This is a genomic window from Paraburkholderia caffeinitolerans, assembly GCF_902859945.1.
Classification (GTDB): domain Bacteria; phylum Pseudomonadota; class Gammaproteobacteria; order Burkholderiales; family Burkholderiaceae; genus Paraburkholderia; species Paraburkholderia caffeinitolerans.
In genome coordinates, this window is record NZ_CADIKL010000004.1 from 87,758 (window position 1) to 104,491 (window position 16,734).

11 protein-coding genes are annotated in these 16,734 nt (G+C 65.3%); 1 reads left to right on the forward strand and 10 read right to left on the reverse strand.

Annotated features, from left to right (window positions below; translation table 11 throughout):
* Positions 1-33: 33 nt before the first annotated feature.
* Positions 34-825, forward strand: a complete 792-nt coding sequence (fliR, locus tag HV773_RS05065) for a flagellar biosynthetic protein FliR (RefSeq protein ID WP_129563102.1) — start codon at positions 34-36, stop codon at positions 823-825.
* A gap of 23 nt (positions 826-848) precedes the next feature.
* Here the strand turns inward: fliR and HV773_RS05070 are convergent, their stop codons facing one another.
* The 10 genes from HV773_RS05070 to flgF form a co-directional block, all read right to left on the reverse strand.
* A complete protein-coding gene (locus HV773_RS05070) occupies positions 849-2,519 on the reverse strand; it encodes a ShlB/FhaC/HecB family hemolysin secretion/activation protein (protein ID WP_227875328.1) in 1,671 nt (556 codons plus the stop codon).
* A 297-nt stretch (positions 2,520-2,816) separates the two neighbouring features.
* On the reverse strand, positions 2,817-7,538 hold the full coding sequence (locus HV773_RS05075; RefSeq protein ID WP_129563103.1) for a beta strand repeat-containing protein: 4,722 nt from the start codon (positions 7,536-7,538) through the stop codon (positions 2,817-2,819).
* A gap of 265 nt (positions 7,539-7,803) precedes the next feature.
* Positions 7,804-9,063 (reverse strand): flagellar hook-associated protein FlgL, encoded by a 1,260-nt coding sequence (flgL, locus tag HV773_RS05080; RefSeq protein ID WP_129563104.1) that lies wholly within the window; start codon positions 9,061-9,063, stop codon positions 7,804-7,806.
* An 11-nt stretch (positions 9,064-9,074) separates the two neighbouring features.
* Positions 9,075-11,102 (reverse strand): flagellar hook-associated protein FlgK, encoded by a 2,028-nt coding sequence (flgK, locus tag HV773_RS05085; RefSeq protein ID WP_129563105.1) that lies wholly within the window; start codon positions 11,100-11,102, stop codon positions 9,075-9,077.
* 166 nt (positions 11,103-11,268) lie between these two features.
* Complete coding sequence (locus HV773_RS05090) at positions 11,269-12,024, reverse strand: flagellar brake protein (protein WP_129563106.1); 756 nt, start codon at positions 12,022-12,024, stop codon at positions 11,269-11,271.
* Between the two features lie 177 nt (positions 12,025-12,201).
* Complete coding sequence (gene flgJ, locus HV773_RS05095; RefSeq protein WP_129563107.1) at positions 12,202-13,182, reverse strand: flagellar assembly peptidoglycan hydrolase FlgJ; 981 nt, start codon at positions 13,180-13,182, stop codon at positions 12,202-12,204.
* A gap of 9 nt (positions 13,183-13,191) precedes the next feature.
* Positions 13,192-14,391, reverse strand: a complete 1,200-nt coding sequence (locus tag HV773_RS05100) for a flagellar basal body P-ring protein FlgI (protein ID WP_129563108.1) — start codon at positions 14,389-14,391, stop codon at positions 13,192-13,194.
* Complete coding sequence (locus tag HV773_RS05105) at positions 14,385-15,110, reverse strand: flagellar basal body L-ring protein FlgH (RefSeq protein WP_129563109.1); 726 nt, start codon at positions 15,108-15,110, stop codon at positions 14,385-14,387. The genes HV773_RS05100 and HV773_RS05105 overlap by 7 nt, the downstream gene beginning before the upstream one ends.
* A 2-nt stretch (positions 15,111-15,112) precedes the next feature.
* Positions 15,113-15,901 carry a flagellar basal-body rod protein FlgG gene (flgG, locus tag HV773_RS05110; protein WP_035532159.1) on the reverse strand — a complete coding sequence of 263 codons (789 nt, stop codon included), beginning with the start codon at positions 15,899-15,901 and terminating at the stop codon, positions 15,113-15,115.
* Between the two features lie 48 nt (positions 15,902-15,949).
* Positions 15,950-16,708 (reverse strand): flagellar basal-body rod protein FlgF, encoded by a 759-nt coding sequence (gene flgF, locus HV773_RS05115; RefSeq protein WP_129563110.1) that lies wholly within the window; start codon positions 16,706-16,708, stop codon positions 15,950-15,952.
* Positions 16,709-16,734 lie beyond the last annotated feature (26 nt).

Consider the following 16,734-nt stretch of genomic DNA (forward strand, 5'->3'; position numbering starts at 1 on the left):
CGCTTCTCGACATTCACCGACGCTCGCCTGCCGATGTTCACCGTCACCTACGCGCAGCTCAATCTCTGGCTCACGGCGTTCCTCTGGCCGTTCACGCGCATTCTTGCGCTGGTGGCCGCCGCGCCGCTGGTGGGCCATCGCTCCGTGCCCACGCGCGTGAAGATCGGGCTTGCTACGTTCGTTACGCTTATCGTTGCGCCCACGCTTCAGGCGATGCCGCAGGTCACGGTGTTTTCTGCCGAAGGCGTGTGGATTCTCGTCAATCAGTTTCTGATCGGCGCGGCGCTGGGTTTTACGATGCAGATCGTGTTCGCGGTGGTGACGGCGGCGGGCGATTTGATGGGCCTGGGGATGGGGCTGGGTTTTGCGTCGTTCTTCGACCCGCAGGCCAATACATCGACTCCGGCGCTTTCATCGTGGCTCAATATCATGGCCATGCTCGCGTTTCTCGTCTTCGACGGGCATTTGCAGATGATTGCCGCGCTGGTGGAAACGTTTCATAGCGTGCCGGTGTCAGCCAACGTGCTTTCCGGCAATGGCTACCGGCTGATCGTGAATTGGGGCGCGACGGTTTTCAATGCGGGGCTGCTGCTTTCGCTGCCGGTGGTGGTGGCGTTGCTCATCACGAATATCTCGCTTGGCATTTTGAATCGCGCCGCACCGCAGATCGGGATCTTTCAGATCGGGTTTGCGCTCACGATGCTCGTGGGCTTGCTGTTGATTCAGTTGATGATGCCGAATTTGATTCCGTACTTCGCGCGGCTTTTCGATGGCGGGGTCGAGCAGATGGGGCGGGTGGCGGCGGGGTTCAGGCCAGTGCCGTGAGGCACTGCAACGCCAATCACGCCCTATATCGCCGCCGTCAACGTCACCCACGTCTGCTGACGCGCCGCATGCTCGGGCGCGGATCCCGCGCGCATCGCGTAGCTGATCTGCGCCGACACGCGCTTGCCGGTATAGCTCGCGCCAACCCCGTAACCCTGCAATCGCACCGACGCCCCCGTCATGGCGCCATCGTTGCGGATCCGGCCGTGCGCCTCGTCATAGAAGACCTGCAATGCGACACCGGGCAGCGGCGGGATGAACTGGCTCACGCCAACCGAGGCAATTACGCCATCGTCGACAGACGCGGTGTTCTGGTCGTACGCGCGCACGGCCGTCGGCCCACCCAGGCCGAGTTGCTGTGAACCGTTCAGGCTTCGGCTCGCCCATTGGCCATGCACCGAGAGTGTCGCCTGCGTGGTCGACGTCAGCGCTTGAATAAACGTGGCGGTCGGTTCGATCTTCAGGAAATTAGAACGGCGATCCACATACACCGGGTTCGCTGTGGTGTAGTCGTATTCCTTCTGCGTGGTCGTGCCATAGCTCGTCACGAAGCTGTACTGCGTCGCGTTGCGCCGTCCGCCCCACTGGCCGTAGTAGTTGCCGTCGGCGCGCATCGACGCAACGTAATTGCGTTGCCGGCTCTCGAGGATGTTGTCGAGTCGTTCGTCGCTCGTGAACCACGCTTCCATGCTCGCGCCGAGGTCGAGACTCGCATTGGCGGTGCGGATCAGCGGCGAAGAGCCATACACGCTGGCGACGTCGGCACTCCCGGTGCCGAGGCCGCTGAACTCCTCGCCAAGCCGGTAATCGACATGCGAGTACGCGATGCCCGCCCGGCTCGCGCCCAATCCGGTCAGCATGTCGTAGGACAGCCGGCCGAGGCGGGTTCGTCCTTCCTCGCCTGAGCTCGTCTGCATGAAACGCGGCGTGAAGTTGACGCTCGCCTGCAACTGGTCGCCGAGGCCGAGCAGGTTATTGACGCCGCCGGACACGCCGACGCGGCGCCAACCCGCCTGGCGCGACCCCGAGTTGTCGATGGTCGCGGAGGCGTAATAGCGGTCGGCGGGCGTGACGTCGACACCGACGATCGTGCCGCCCGCTTCGGTTCCGGTCGCGAGCGTCGACGACACCGAACCGACGCCCGGAACGCCTTCGACAACCCGCATGTTGCGCTCGATTTCGCGCAGGGTCGGCGTGGCCTCGCTCGTGGTCGCCAGGATGGCCTTGAGCCTTGGCGTCGATACCTTCGAACCGTTCTCCACAGCGACCGATTCCACATGGCCGCGCTCGATGCCGAAGCGCACCACGCCTGCCGTGACGGTCTGCGGCGGCAGCGTCACGCGCACGAGCGTATCGCCGCCGTTGTACAGCACCGTCGTTAGTTCGTCGCGCAGCGCATGCAATTGCGCAAGCGTCACGCTGCGTCCGCGCCATGGTGCGAGGAATGCATCGACGCGCTGCTGCTCCGCTGCGGAAAGCGCGCCGTCAAACGCGAAGGCGTTGACGACGAAGGTGAACTCGCCCTCGGCGGGAGCGGTCTCGGCCGGCGTCGACGGCTGCAAAGCGGGCGCGCGCTCGACTGCGGACTCGCCTTCGATGCCGCGCGTCGTGTCGGCGTTCTGCCGGATCAATGCGCCGGCGTTGGGGAGTTCGAAGGCTTGTGCGGAGACATGCCACGCCGTCAGGCCGAGCAACGGCAGACAGGCAGGGCCGAGGCGATGGCAAAGGTGCCGGTACCGGTTAGAGACTTTCAAGGTGCAAAAGAAAACAAGGGTGCAAATCGGCGCGACCCAATCCGCAAGACGTGCCGGTGGTGCCGGAACGCGAAAGGGAGGAGAGGGAGGACCAATCAGGGAGGGAGCGGCAACGCGTGCCTCTCCCTTGTCGTATGGGCCGGCCAATTGAAGCTAAAGCCGGCTGGAGACGGGCGGCTGCCCGTCTCCGCGACCACCGGAAACGGCGCCGGTGATCGATGCTGCCGTTACTGCCGGTTACTGGCCGCTGCCGTTATCCGAAACGGAAATGGCCTGGGGCAGCGTGATCGTCGGCGCCTTCAGCGTGCCCTGATACTTCGCGAGCCCGGCATCCACCGTGATCGACTTGCCTGCCGTGTTGTTGGCCGCATAGACCGCAACTCCGCGCAGCGCGATGTCAGTGGCCGCGCGAGTCTGCGACGAGGCGTACTGGCCGATCATGCCGGTATAGGCGATGGTCGGAATGCCCGTCCTCGGATCGATCGAGACGCCCGGATCGACGGCCAGCAGAACGCCACCGTTGCGGCTGGTGATGTTGCCCAGCTGGAAGACGCCCTTCGTGCCGGTGCTGCATCCTGCGTCCGCAGGTGTGCAAACACGATTCGTTGCGTGAGCAACGATATCGCCATCGGCATTCACATCGCGCAGCAGGTAGACGGTGTCACCTTCGACCGAGACGGTCTTGCCGGTCAGCAGCCCTGCCTGGAGCGTGCCGCTGGTGCCGATCTTCACGTCCTGACCCGCAGTGGTGCTCACGCCATAGTCCTGCACGACGTTGGAGCCCGCGAGCAAGACCGAGCCCTTGTTGGCCGTCACGTTCGCGTACTGCTTCAGGTTGCCGGGAAGCGCGCCGTCGGCCTGGACCTGCACGTCGCCCGTCGTGGCGGTCACATTGCCATTGATGTTGACGCCCGAGCCCATCATGGTCACGCTGCCGCCCCGGACCTCCGAGTTCGTCGTCAGCGCTCCGTCGCCGACCGCAGCGAGCAGGACGTCGCCGCCCGCGCTCACCCGTTGTGCCCGGAGCTCGCCGGCCGCGGCGATGTTCACGTCTTGACCCGCAACGGTATTGACGCCCGAGGTCTGAATGACGTTGCCGCCGATGAGGTTGACCGAACCCTTGTTGGCCGTCACGTTCGCGAACTGCGTCAGATCGCCGAGCTTGGTGTTGAACGCCTGGATCGACACGTCGCCCTTGGTGGCCGTGATCGGCGCGGTGATCTCGACGCCCGTGCCCTGCATGGCCACGCTTGCGCCGTTGACCTCGCCGGTTACCGCCAGGTCGCCATCGCCCAGCGTGCCCATCTGGATATCGCCGCCCGCAATCACGCGTGCAGTCTGGAGCGTGCCCGTCGCACCGATATTCACGCCGTTGCCGGCATTGGTGCTGACGCCCTTCTTCTGCGTGATGTTGGTGCCCGTGAGGTTGACCGAACCCTGGTTCGCCGCCACGTTCGCGGTCTGATTCAGGTCGCCGTTGCCAAGAGCATCGGACTTGATGGACACGTCGCCCTTCGTGGCGGTAATCCACGAATTGACGTCGACGCCCGTGCCCTGCATCGACACGCTGCTGCCGTTGATGCCGTCGGTGACCTTGATCGGACCCGCTGCGCCAAGCTGCACGTCGCCCGCGGTGTCGATCCGTGCCGTCTGGAGCGCGCCGGTTGCGCCAATATTCACGCCGTTAGCGGCATAGGTGACGTAGCCCTTCTGCGTGACGTTGGTCCCCGTGAGATTGACTGCACCCTTGAACGCCTTCACTTCGCCGTTCTGGTTCAGGTCGCCCTTGCCCAGGGCATCGGCCTTGATCGACACGTCGCCCGTCGAGGCGTTGATCCACGAGTTGATGTCGACGCCCGTGCCCTGCATGGCCACGCTGCCGCCGTTGATCGCGTCGCTGACCGTAATGCCACCCAGTGCGCCCAGTTGGACATCGCCGTTGTTGCCGTTCACCCGTGCGGCCTGAAGCGTGCCGGTCGCGCCAATTTTTACGCCGTTGTTGCCATAGGTGGTAATGCCCTTCTTCTGCAGGACATTGGTGGCCGTGAGGTTGACCGAACCCTGGTTCGACGTCACGCTGGCGTTCTGATTGAGGTCGCCATTACCAAGGCCATTGGCCTTGATGGACACGTCGCCCTTCGTGGCGGTGATCCACGAATTGAGATCGACGCCCGTGCCCTGCATCGACACGCTGCGGCCGTTGACGCCGTCGACGACCTTGACCGGGCCTGCCGCGCCGAGTTGCACGTCGCCCACGGAGTCCACGCGCGCCACCTGCAGCGCGTTGGTTGCGCCGATATTCACGCCGCTGGTGGCCGTATTCACGCCGTCGCCGCCGGCATAGGTGACGTAGCCCAGCTTCTGCGTGACGTTGGTGCCCGTGAGGTTGACCGAACCCCTGAACGCCTTCACGTCCGCGTTCTGGTTCAGGTCGCCCTGGCCGCTCAGGCCCACCGGACCATCGGCCTTGATGGACACATCGCCAGCCGAAGCGGTAATCCACGAATTGACATCGACGCCTGTGCCCTGGATGGCCACGCTGCGGCCGCTGATCGCATCGGTAACCTTGATTGCGCCCGCCGCACCAAGTTTCACGTCGCCCGCGGAGTCGATCCGCGAGGTCTGAAGCGCGTTGCTTGCGCCGATGTTCACGCCGTTGCCGGCATAGGTGACGTAGCCCTTCTGGGTAACGTTGGTGCCCGTGAGGTTGACCGCGCCCTTGAACGCCTTCACTTCCCCGTTCTGGTTCAGGTTACCGGGTCCCGCAGCATCGGCCTTGATCGACACGTCGCCCGTCGAGGCGTTGATCCACGAATTGATGTCGACGCCCGTGCCCTGCATGGCCACGCTGCGGCCGTTGATCGCGTCGTTGACCGCAATGGGACCCGCCGCGCCGATCTGGACATCGCCGTTGGCGCTCACCCGCGCTGCCTGGAGCGCGCCGGTTGCGCCGATATTCACGCCGTTGCCGGCATAGGTGCCGATGCCTCTCTTCTGGGCGATGTTGGTGCCCGTGAGGTTGACCGAACCCTGGTTCGAAGTCACGTTGGCGTTCTGGTTCAGGTCGCCGTTGCCAAGAGCATCGGACTTGATGGACACGTCGCCCTTCGTGGCGGTAATCCACGAATTGACGTCGACGCCCGTGCCCTGCATCGACACGCTGCTGCCGTTGATGCCGTCGGTGACCTTGATCGGACCCGCCGCGCCGATCTGCACGTCGCCCGCGGTGTCGATCCGCGCCGTCTGGAGCGCGCCGGTTGCGCCAATATTCACGCCGTTAGCGGCATAGGTGACGTAGCCCTTCTGCGTGACGTTGGTCCCCGTGAGATTGACTGCGCCCTTGAACGCCTTCACTTCGCCGTTCTGGTTCAGGTCGCCCTTGCCCAGGGCATCGGCCTTGATCGACACGTCGCCCGTCGAGGCGTTGATCCACGAGTTGACGTCGACGCCCGTGCCCTGCATGGCCACGCTGCCGCCGTTGATCGCGTCGCTGACCGTAATGCCGCCCAGTGCGCCCAGTTGGACATCGCCGTTGTTGCCGTTCACCCGTGCGGCCTGAAGCGTGCCGGTCGCGCCGATCTGCACGCCGTTGCCGCCATAGATGCTGGTGCCCTTCTTCTGCGTGACGTTGGTGCCCGTGAGGTTGACCGTGCCCTTCGTCGCTTCCAGGTTCGCGTTCTGGTTCAGGTTGCCTGCACCCGCGCCATCGGCCTTGATGGACAGGTCGCCGGTCGAGGCGGTCATCCACGAATTGATGTCGACGCCGGTGCCTTGCACGGCCACGCTGCGCCCGTTGATCGCTTCGTTGACCGCGACGGCGCCAGTGCCGCCCGCGCCGATCTTGACGTCGCCGCTGCTGCTGATGCGGCCGTTCGACACGACGTCGCCGCCCGCGCTGCCGATCGACACCGAGCCTTGCGAAGTGGTCAGATTCGCGCCTTTCTCGATGGTCACATTGTGGCCGGCGCTGGCGTATTCGCCACCCGACGGCGCCGTGTCGGCGTTGAACGGCGACAGGAGCGGCGGGTAGTTGACCGGCGCGGAGCCGATCGTAATGTCGGTTGCCGCGTTGATGCGGCCGCCCGCGCTGACGTTGCCGTCGAGTTGCGAACCGAGGATGATCGAGCCGCCCTCGCCCGTGGTGGCGCGCGTGGCTTCCAGCGTGCCCGAGTTCTGCACCACCGTGGCGAGCATCGCGCCCGTTGCCGCGGCGTTGAGCTGGACGTTGCCGCCGCTCGCCGTGATCACGCCGCTATTGGCCGCGAGCGCGTTCTGCGCTTCGCGACCGAGCATGACCTTGAAGCCCGAGCCGTTCATCTGCATGGCCACGCCGTCGGCGGCGCCGAGCGTGACGTCCTTCGCGCGAATCGTGCCCTGGTTGGTCGCCTTCGCGCCGAGCAGCACGACCGCTTCGCGCGCGGTGATTTGACCGTCGTTCGAGACGACGCCCTGACCACCGTTCGCGGACAGATTCATGATGCCGGTGACGGGTTCCCCGCCGTCCATGAACTTCTGGCTATCGACGCTGAGCGTCGACGCCACGAGGCTGCCCACGTTCACCTGCGAGGTCTTGCCGAACATCACGCCCGAGGGGTTGACCACGAACACGCGGCCGTTCGCCGTCAGCGCGCCGTCGATCTGGGTGGGCGCCGCCGTCGTCACGCGGTTGAGCACCGCCGAGGTTGCGCTGGGCTGGTTGAACGCCACGCTCTGGTCACGGGCGATGTTGAAGTTGTTCCAGTTGACGACCATCCTGTCGGTGGCCTGATTGATCGTCGTTTTGGTGCCCTGCGTGGCGATCGTGCCGCTGCCCGCCGCGACGACCCCGCCTTCGACCGCGCCAGCGCCGTTTGCATAGCCGAGAGCGGCAGTCAGCATGGCGGGCATGATCGCGAGCCGGAAAGCCGGCTGGTGTGGCGTTCGGGAGCGTCGGTGGCGAATGGACTTGTTGTAGCTCATTTCCTGACCTTGTAACGAGTTCTTTTCATTACCCGGACGGGGCGCTATGGTCTATTCCCACGCCGGGGGCTCTTCGGACTGCTTACATAAGCACATCTGAAAAATGTAAGTAAACGTAAGCAGAGCGAGGATTCTATTGGGTCGAAGGAAAGCGATACGTAAGATGACTCTTAAAAGAACCCGGGCTCAGAGATAAAAAAAGCGGAGGTGCGCCGAATGCGCACCTCCGCTTTTTTATTCAGGAAATGATTCCCAGATTTAACCGTCAGGGATTGATGTACTGGAATAGCGAAAGATTCTGAGTCGCTGCAAAACTCTTCTGCGAAGCTGTCAGTGCATTGGAAAGTTGCGTGTACTGAGCAATGGCCGCAGTCATGTCGGTGCCCGTGAGATCGCTGAGATTCGACGTCACTTGCAACGAATTCGTCGACGTCACCGTTTGCAGCGCCTTCACTTCCTGTTCTCTGCCGCCCACCGACGCCTGGATCGTGACCACGTTCGAGATCGAATTGCCGATTGCGGTTAAACCGCTTTGCAGCGCATTCGTGAGATTCGCGCCGGCCGACGGGCTGCCGTTCACCGGCGTTTGCAGCGCGGCAATCACGCTGTCGATGGTGCTGAACACGCTGCTGTTCTGCGGTGCGGTAGCAGGCGTGACCGAGAACGTATCGCCCGCCACGGGCGTGCCCGAGATCGTCACGTTCATGCCGATATTGCCGGCGGCGCCGAGGTCGATCGGCGAGCCATCCGTGTAGGGTTGATCCGACGCGAGTGTCGTCGCCGGATTGGTCGAGTTGTCCATCACCGAATAGGTGAGCGCGCCGGAGGTGGTGTCGGTGCCGAACTGGATCGACAGCGGATGGCCGTTCGTGGCCTGGGTCGGATCGGTCACCGTGACGCCGCTGATCGTGCCGGTGCCTGTGTTCTTCATGCTGCCGCCGGCGACAGCCTGCGAGCCCACCGCCGAGACGTTCAGGAACACCGCCGCGCCCGTGTCGCTCACCGAGATCTGGCGCGAGCCGCCCACCTGGACCAGGCGCTGGCCCTGGTCGCCGTTATACGTCACGCCGCCGCCGGTGGCGTTGGTGAACACCTGCGCGGTGCTCTTGAATCCCGAGAACAGATAGTTGCCCTGGCCATCGGTGGTGTTGGCGAGCGTGAACAACTGGCTGCGTTCGCCCTGCAATTGCTTGGCGAGCGCCTGGCGGTCGGAGTCGTTGAGCGAGCCGTTGATCGCCGACTGAATCTGCTGGCTGATGGCCTGCAGCGTGGTCGTCACGCTGCCGAGCGTCGAATCCTCGAGCTGCAGCGAGGACAGCGCCATGTTCTGGTTCGACGCGTACTGCGTGAGCGTCGCGCTGGTGGCCGAGAGCTGCACGGCCTGGGCCGCGCCGAGCGGGTTGTCGGCGGGCGTCGAAAGCGATACGCCGGTCGAGATTTGCTGTTGCGTCTGGAGCAGCTGCGATTGCTGGTTCTCCATCGTCGCCACGCTGGACGAATAAAGCTGGGAAGTCGCGATACGCATGGGTCAGCGCCTCACTGGAAGATGCCAAGCAGGGTCTGGAACAGCGAGGCCGCCGTCTGGATCACCTTGCTGTTGGCCTGGTAGAGCTGCTGAAACTGCAGCAGATTGGCGGCCTCTTCGTCGAGGTTGACGCCTTGCACGGACTGCTGCTGCGAAGTGAGCTGCGTGACGAGCGATTGCTGCGAGGTGCTCGACGCCTTCAACTGGCTCGCCGTGTTGCCGATCGTGTTCACGTAGTTCGAGTACGCGTTCGTGAGCGTCTGCGAACCGGCGAACGCCGTGCCCGAGGTGAGGTTCGCGAGCGCGAGCGCATTGCGGCCGTCCTGCGCACCGCTCGTGTTCGGCGCGATGGTGAAGGTGTCGCCGTTCGCGGGCGCGCCCGTCATCGAGAAGCTCACGTTGTTGGCCGTGCCGCTGGTGTCGCCGCTGATGGCGATGGTCGCGCCCGTGCTCGGGTCGTACGGGATCGTCGTGGTGCTGCTCGTGATGGTGTACGGCGTGGGCGTGCTCGAGCCCGGCACCGTGACGGAGACCGTCGAGCCCACCGGGAATCCCGATAGCGTGCCGGTAGTCGATCCCGTGCCCGGAGCCGCATAGCTCAGTTGCAGGCCCGGCGAGGCCACGGCATAGCCCGCGCTGACCGTGCCCTGCGTGACGGTGGCCGTGCCCGTGTTGGTGCCGCCCGCCGTGACTAGAACGGGCGAGGCGGCCGCGATCAGCGACGGATCGCTCGTCGCGACGGCGAAGCTGTCGAGCGCGCCCGCAGTCGGCTGGATCGAGAACGAGTCGCCGTCGTTCATCGTGCCCGTCGACGTGATCGAAAGGCCGCTGCCCGTGGGCGCGAATGGATTGCCCTGGCTCGGCTGGGTGGTGGTCGTGTACGTCGCGTTGGTGGTCGAGTCGGTGAGCGTCCACGTGCCGCCCGCCGCGCTCGAATACGAGAGCGTGTAGTTGTCGGTGGGCGGGTTCGCGGCGTTGGTGAGCGTGGCCGAGACCGCGCCGGTGCTGTTGGGGTTGTTGCCGAGATTAGCCGTGACCACCGGCCCGCTCACGGTAAACAGCGCGCCGCCCGCAGCGCCGCCGAGCGTGAGGCCGAGCGCGTTTTGCTGGTTCACCTGCGCGGCGAAGCTCGTGGCGATCGCGCCCAGTTGCGCCTGCGCCGGGTCCAGCGTGTTCTGCATGAACGAGACGAGGCCGCCCACGGTGCCGCCCTGCAATGCCGCGCTGGAAAGCGGCTGCGCCTTGGCGGTCGAACCGGGCAAACCTTGCCATGCCACGGTCATTTCCGCGGGGTTGGCGTTGGAGGGCTGCGTGGTCAGGTTGTAGTTCTGCCCGCTCACCACGAGCGGCTGGCCGTTGCCGAGAAACACGCTATAGCCGCTGCTGTTCTGCACGACCTGCACGCCCACGAGCTGCGAAAGATTCGACACCGCGAGGTCGCGCTGGTCGAGCAACTGGTTCGGCGGCTGGCCCGCGCTGCTCGCCATCGAAATCTGCGTGTTGAGCTGCGCGATCTGCTGCGTGTAGGTGTTGATCTGCGTGACCGCGTTCGACAACTGCGTGTTCACGCTCTGGCGCATCGCGTCGTACTGCTGGCCGGCGGCGTTGATCTGGTCGGCGAGCGACTGCGCGTCGGACAGCGCGGTCTGACGCGTGGCCGTGCTCGCGGGCGAGTTCGACACGTTCTGCAATCCGGAGAAGAACGTCGTGATCGACGTGGCGATCCCCGAGGTCGGGCTGCCCACGAGGTTCGAGAGCTGCGTGGCGAGCGTGTACGACGCGGTGAGCGCGCTGTTGCCCGATTGCGCATTGTTCAGCGCGGTCGTGAGGTACTGGCTATAGGCGCGCTGCACCGTGGCCGTGGTCACGCCGCCGCCCTGGTAGCCCGAGCCCGTGTACTGGCCGGCCGCTTCCTGGTAGACCGCGGTTTCCACGTTGTAGCCCGGCGTCGACGAATTGCTGATGTTCTGACCGGCGGTGGCAATGCCGACCTGGGCCGCCTGCAACCCGGAGAGCCCGATCGAGAAGATGTTGGACATGCTTGATCCTCAGGAGCGGCCTTGATGCAGTGTGTTCAGGCCGCGTGGATGAACCCATGTAATAACGGCAGCGAGGCGCGGAAATTGAGCGCCTGCATGAGCATGTGTATGTGATTGGGCGCTCGCAGGCCGCGGCCGCCCGCCGTCCGCGGCCCGCTCGCGATGCTCAGGCGCGCTGGAACGCGCGGCGCTTCATTTCGAGCTGCGTGATGTAGCGCTGGAGACTGTTCTCCGCCGCGCCCGGCAGCGCCACGAATCGAAACCCGAGGTGATAGCGCCGCTCGCCATTGGGCAAGTCGATGAAGCGCAGCACCGCAAGCGCGAGATCCACGCGCAGCGTGCCGTGCGAGCGCAAGTCGAGTTCGACGTTCGCGAGCTTCAGCCCCATTTCGAACGTGGCCGCGCGCTCGTCGGTCGTGCGCAGGCCGATGCCGCCGAGCGACAGGTCGTGCACCTCGAACTGGAAGCGCTCGCCGGTGGCGGGCAGCGCGCCCTTGCACAGGCAGGGCTCCAGCACCGGCGTATCGACGCGGAAATACTCGCGGCGCTGCATGTAGAAGAGCACCTCGGGGAAAGCGGCCTCGAACGCGGGGCGGCCTTCGAATTCGGTCTCGCGCGGCGTGGCGGTGGAGAATTCCACCCGCACGCCGTCGGGCGACGCGTGGAACTGGCAGCGCGCACTCGCGAGCACGTCGCGGTTCTGCTCGGGCAATGCGCCCCAGTCGAACACGAAGCTGCGCTCGCGCGTGTTCACGTCGAGGATGCGCGTGACCAACTGACCACCGCCATATTGCAGGGTCAGGAAATCGCCGCGAGTGGCGAGGTTGCGCAACTGCACGCCAACTTCCAGCGGGTTGCGCCGCCCATAGTCGGGGACTTCGTCCTCGGGAGCATGCTGTTGATTCGACTGAACGGTATTCATCGGCCTGGCGGAATTTCGTGGACATGCCGGCGCGCCGTGGGCTGAGCCCCCACACGCCGTCCTGGCGGTTCTCCCCGCCCGTGATTCTTTTGGATCTCGCCTGCATTAGCGGCAAGCGCGGGCGGAAATTTAGGGGGATCGCACAAATATTCCACGCGCTGGCGCACAGGCGCGCGCTCAGGCCATCTGCTGCATGATCGACATGAGCTTTTTCGCGTAGTGCGGGTCAGTCGCGTAGCCCGCGCGCTGCATGCCGTGCGCGAAGCTTTCCGCGCTGCGCGAGTTGTTGATCACCGAGGCGTAGCGCGGGTTGTTCTTGAGCATGCTCGCGTAATCGGCCATCGCGTCGTCGTAGGAGTCGTAGGCGCGGAACTTCTCCACCACGCGGTGCGGCTCGCCGTTCACGTACTCGGTCGTCATGGTCGAGACGGTCTTGCCGGTCCAGTCCTTGGTGGCCTTGATGCCGAACACGTTGTAGCTCGTCGAGCCGTCGGCCTTCATGATCTCGCGCTTGCCCCAGCCCGACTCCAGCGCCGCCTGGCCGACGATGAAGCGCGCCGGAATGCCGGTGGCCGCGCTCGCTTGCTGCGCGCCGCCCGCAAGCTTGTTCACGAAGGCGTCCACCTTTTCGTCGCCGTTGCCGCGCACCGGCGGCGTGAGCGCGCTATTGGCGTCCCAACCCTGCGAGCGGCCCAGCGCGCCGTTCGCAGCGGCGTTGCCGTAGGCGCGGCCCAGCGCGTTCAGCATCGCCAGGTTGCCTTCGTTGCCGTTGCCGCTGCCGCCCGCGCCCGACATCGCGCCGGAAATACCGCCAGCGCCACCCGCACCCGCATCGCCGCCCATGCTGCGCATGAGCTGCTTGATCATCGCGTTCGCCACGCCAATGCCCTTATTCGACATCTGCTGCGCGAGCTGCTGGTCCATCATCGAAACGAACTGCGCGCCGTCCTTCGAGTCGAGCGGGCCGTCGTCGGGCGTCGCGTCGCGCATGCTCTTGAGCATCATCTGCGTGAACACGGCGTCGAACTGCTTCGCGGCCATCTTCACGCCCTGCTGCGGCGAGGCATTGGCGGCGGCGCGCATCGAGTTAAAGCCCTGCACATCCAGCGCGAAGCGGTTCGTGAGGTCGAGGCTGTTGCCGAGATTCGCGTTATCCATGCTGGCTCCCTAAATAATCTGAAGATCGGCGCGCAACGCGCCTGCCGCCTTCATCGCCTGCAGGATCGACATGAGGTCCGCGGGCGTCGCGCCCAGCGCGTTGAGCGCCTTCACGACTTCCGCGAGATTGGCGCCCGCCGTCACGAGCTTGAGCGATCCGTTGTCCTGCTTCAACTGGATCTGCGACTGGCGCGCCGCCACGGTGGTGCCGTTCGAGAACGCGCCGGGCTGGCTCACCGCCGTCTGCGTGTTCACGACCACGGAGAGATTGCCGTGCGCGACCGCGCAGCTATCGAGCGTGACCATCTGGTTCATCACGATCGAGCCGGTGCGCGCGTTGAGAATCACCTTCGCCGCCGGCTGCGCCGGACGCACGTCGAGATTCTGGATTTGCGCGATGAAGCCCACTTGCTCCGCGGGATTGAGCGGGCCGTGCACCTGGATCGTGCGGCCGTCCACGGCCGCCGCGACGCCCTGGCCGAACATGTTGTTGATCGCCGCCACGATGCGCTGGGTCGTGTCGTAATCCATGTCGTTGACTTCCATCTGCAGGATGCCGCCCGCCTGCGTGACGGGCGACGGCACTGCGCGCTCCACGGTTGCGCCGCCCGAGATGCGGCCCGCCGCAAGCTGGTTCACCTGCACCTTGCTGCCGTTGGCCGACGCGCCCGCGCCGCCCACCGCCACATTGCCCTGCGCGATGGCGTAGACCTGGCCATCGGCGCCCTTAAGCGGCGTGAGCAGCAGCGTGCCGCCGCGAATGCTCTTGGCGTTGGCGAGGGAGGACACCGTCACGTCGATCTGCTCGCCGGGTCGCGCGAACGGCGGCAGCGTGGCGGTCACGATCACGGCCGCGACGTTCTTCAACTGCATGTTGTTGAGCGTCTGCGAGGAGCCCGTCGCGCTCGACGTGTTGTTGATCGAGATGCCCAGGTTCGCGAGCATGTTCGCGAGCGTCTGGGTCGTGAACGGCGCCTGGGTGGTCTGGTCGCCGGTGCCGTCGAGACCGACCACGAGGCCATAGCCGATCAGCGGGTTGTCGCGCACGCCGGAGATCGACACGAGGTCTTTCACGCGCTCGGCATGCGCGGGCACGGCGTAGGCCAGCAACGCGCCGCACGCGAAGATGAGGCCGACCACGAAGCCCAGTGCGGTGAGCAGGTCCTTCACGCGCGAGCGGCGCGTGTGGCGGAAACGGATCTTTACCATGGCGCGAGATTCAGGAAAAAGCGTTGCAGCCAGCCCATGGTCTCGGCTTCGTCGATCACGCCTTTCGCGGAGTATTCGATCCTCGCGTCGGCCACATCGGTCGAGAGCACGGAGTTGTCGCCGGCCACGGTGTTCGGGTTCACCACGCCGGAGAAGCGTACGAATTCGTTGCCCTGGTTGATCAGCATCTGCTTTTCGCCCGAGACCACGAGGTTGCCGTTGGGCAGCACGTTCGTCACGGTCACGGTGATCACGCCCGTGAAGGTGTTCGATGCGTTCGCGCCGCCCGTGGCGTCGAACTGGTTCGTGCCTGAAGCCGTGAGATTCATGCGCGTGAAGAAGCCCGGCGCAAAGCCGGCGACCGGCGCGGCCAGGCCCGTGCTGCCGCCGCGCTTGGTGTTCGCGCCCGAGGATTTGGTCGCGTTGATGTTTTCGGAAATGACGATGGTGAGAATGTCGCCGATATTGCGCGGGCGCTGATCCTCGAAGAGCGGCCGTCCTACGTAGCCGGGGTTGTAGATCGACCCCGGCGAGCTGTTGACCGGCGGCGAAGGCGGCACGGCCGTCATCGGCTGCTGGGTGATCGGCTGCCGGTTCGGGATATAGGCGCAGCCCGCCAGCGTGGCGAGCGCGATGGCCGCCACGGTGGTGTGCAGGCTCGCTCGCGCACGCGTGTGCGCGGCGTGCTGGCGAGCGGGGTTTCGTACGGACGGGCTCATGCTCAAACCTGCATCTGGCTCAGCGTCTGCAGCATCTGGTCGGAGGTCGTGACCGCCTTGCTGTTGATCTCGTAGGCGCGCTGCGTCTCGATCATGTTCACGAGCTCTTGCACCACGTTCACGTTCGAGGCTTCCACGTAGCCCTGGTTGAGCGTACCCGAGCCGTTGAGGCCCGGCGTGGTCACCGTGGGCGCGCCCGACGAGGCGGTTTCCGAGAGCAGGTTCTGGCCGTTGCTCTGCAAGCCGGCCGGATTGATGAACATGGCCAGTTGCAGCGAGCCGACCGTGGTGTTGTTCGCCGAGCCGGGCGTGGTGACCGTCACCACGCCGTCGCTGCCGATGGTGAGCGAGGTGGCGTTGGCGGGCACCGTGATGGTGGGCAGCACCGGATAGCCGCTCGACGTCACGAGCTGGCCCTGCGAGTTGGTCTGAAACGAGCCGTCGCGCGTGTAGGCCGTGGTGCCGTCGGGCATCTGCACCTGGAGAAAGCCCGCGCCGTTGATGGCCACGTCTTTCGAGTTGCCGGTCTGCTGCAGGTTGCCCTGGGTGTAGAGGCGCTCGGTGGCGACCTGCTGCACGCCCGTGCCCACCTGGCTGCCCGAGGGCAGCTCGGTGGTCTGCGTGGAGTTCGCGCCCGGCTGGCGCAACGTCTGGTACATGAGGTCCTCGAACACCGCGCGCGAGCCCTTGAAGCCATTGGTGCTCACGTTCGCGAGATTGTTGGAGATCACGTCCATTTGCGCCTGCTGCGCATTCATGCCGGTGGCGGCGATATAGAGCGATCGGTTCACGGTGTCTTTCTCCGGGAAGGCTTAAGGCTTTGGGCTTAAGGCTTGGGCTTAGCTGAAGTTGAGCAGCTGGTTAGCGCTCTGTTCGTTCTGGTCGGCGGTTTGCAGCAGCTTGGTCTGCATTTGAAACTGGCGCGCGTTGTCGATCATCGAGACCATCGCCGCGACCGGACTCACGTTGCTGCCTTCGAGCGACTCGGTTGCAATCTGCACGCTCGGGTCGGCGTCGGCGGGGTTGCCGTCGCCGGTGCGAAACAGGCCATCGTCGCCCCGCGTGAGCGAGCCCGCGGGCGGGTTCACGAACTTGATCTGATCGATCATGGCGATGGCGCTCGCGGGGCTACCCGGCGCAATCGCCGAAACTGTGCCGTCCTGGCCGATCGTGACCGCCGAGCCCGGCGGCACCGCGATCGGGCCGCCGCCGCCGATCACCTGGTAATTCGCGGCGGTCACGAGCTGGCCGTTCTCGTCCACGTGCAGATTGCCCGCGCGCGTGTAGGCCTCGTTGCCGTCCGGGGTCAGCACGGAGATGAAGCCCGAGCCCTGGATGGCGATGTCGAGCGGGTTGCCGGTGCGCGAGATCGCGCCGGGCGTCATGTCCGCGCCGGGCGTGGCCGACAGCACGAAGGTGCGCGTGGTCGTGTTGTTCACGCTCGAACCGTCGCCGAACGACATCGGCACGGAGCGGAAATTCGCGAGCTGCGCGCGAAAGCCCGTGGTCGAAACGTTCGCGAGGTTGTTCGCGACTACGGCCTGCTGCTCGAGCGCCTGGCTGGCGCCCGTCATCGCGGTGTAGATCAGTCGGTCCATGATGTGCCCGGTGTCGTCTTATCAGG

What these genes read in the sequence shown, in the direction of transcription:
- HV773_RS05105 (WP_129563109.1), bottom strand. Translation starts at nt 15,110, where the DNA reads ATGAGCCCGTCCGTACGAAACCCCGCTCGCCAGCACGCCGCGCACACG.
- HV773_RS05075 (WP_129563103.1), bottom strand. Translation starts at nt 7,538, where the DNA reads ATGAGCTACAACAAGTCCATTCGCCACCGACGCTCCCGAACGCCACAC.
- HV773_RS05090 (WP_129563106.1), bottom strand. Translation starts at nt 12,024, where the DNA reads ATGAATACCGTTCAGTCGAATCAACAGCATGCTCCCGAGGACGAAGTC.
- flgK (WP_129563105.1), bottom strand. Translation starts at nt 11,102, where the DNA reads ATGTCCAACATCTTCTCGATCGGGCTCTCCGGGTTGCAGGCGGCCCAG.
- flgF (WP_129563110.1), bottom strand. Translation starts at nt 16,708, where the DNA reads ATGGACCGACTGATCTACACCGCGATGACGGGCGCCAGCCAGGCGCTC.
- flgJ (WP_129563107.1), bottom strand. Translation starts at nt 13,182, where the DNA reads ATGGATAACGCGAATCTCGGCAACAGCCTCGACCTCACGAACCGCTTC.
- flgL (WP_129563104.1), bottom strand. Translation starts at nt 9,063, where the DNA reads ATGCGTATCGCGACTTCCCAGCTTTATTCGTCCAGCGTGGCGACGATG.
- HV773_RS05100 (WP_129563108.1), bottom strand. Translation starts at nt 14,391, where the DNA reads ATGGTAAAGATCCGTTTCCGCCACACGCGCCGCTCGCGCGTGAAGGAC.
- fliR (WP_129563102.1), top strand. Translation starts at nt 34, where the DNA reads ATGTTCACCGTCACCTACGCGCAGCTCAATCTCTGGCTCACGGCGTTC.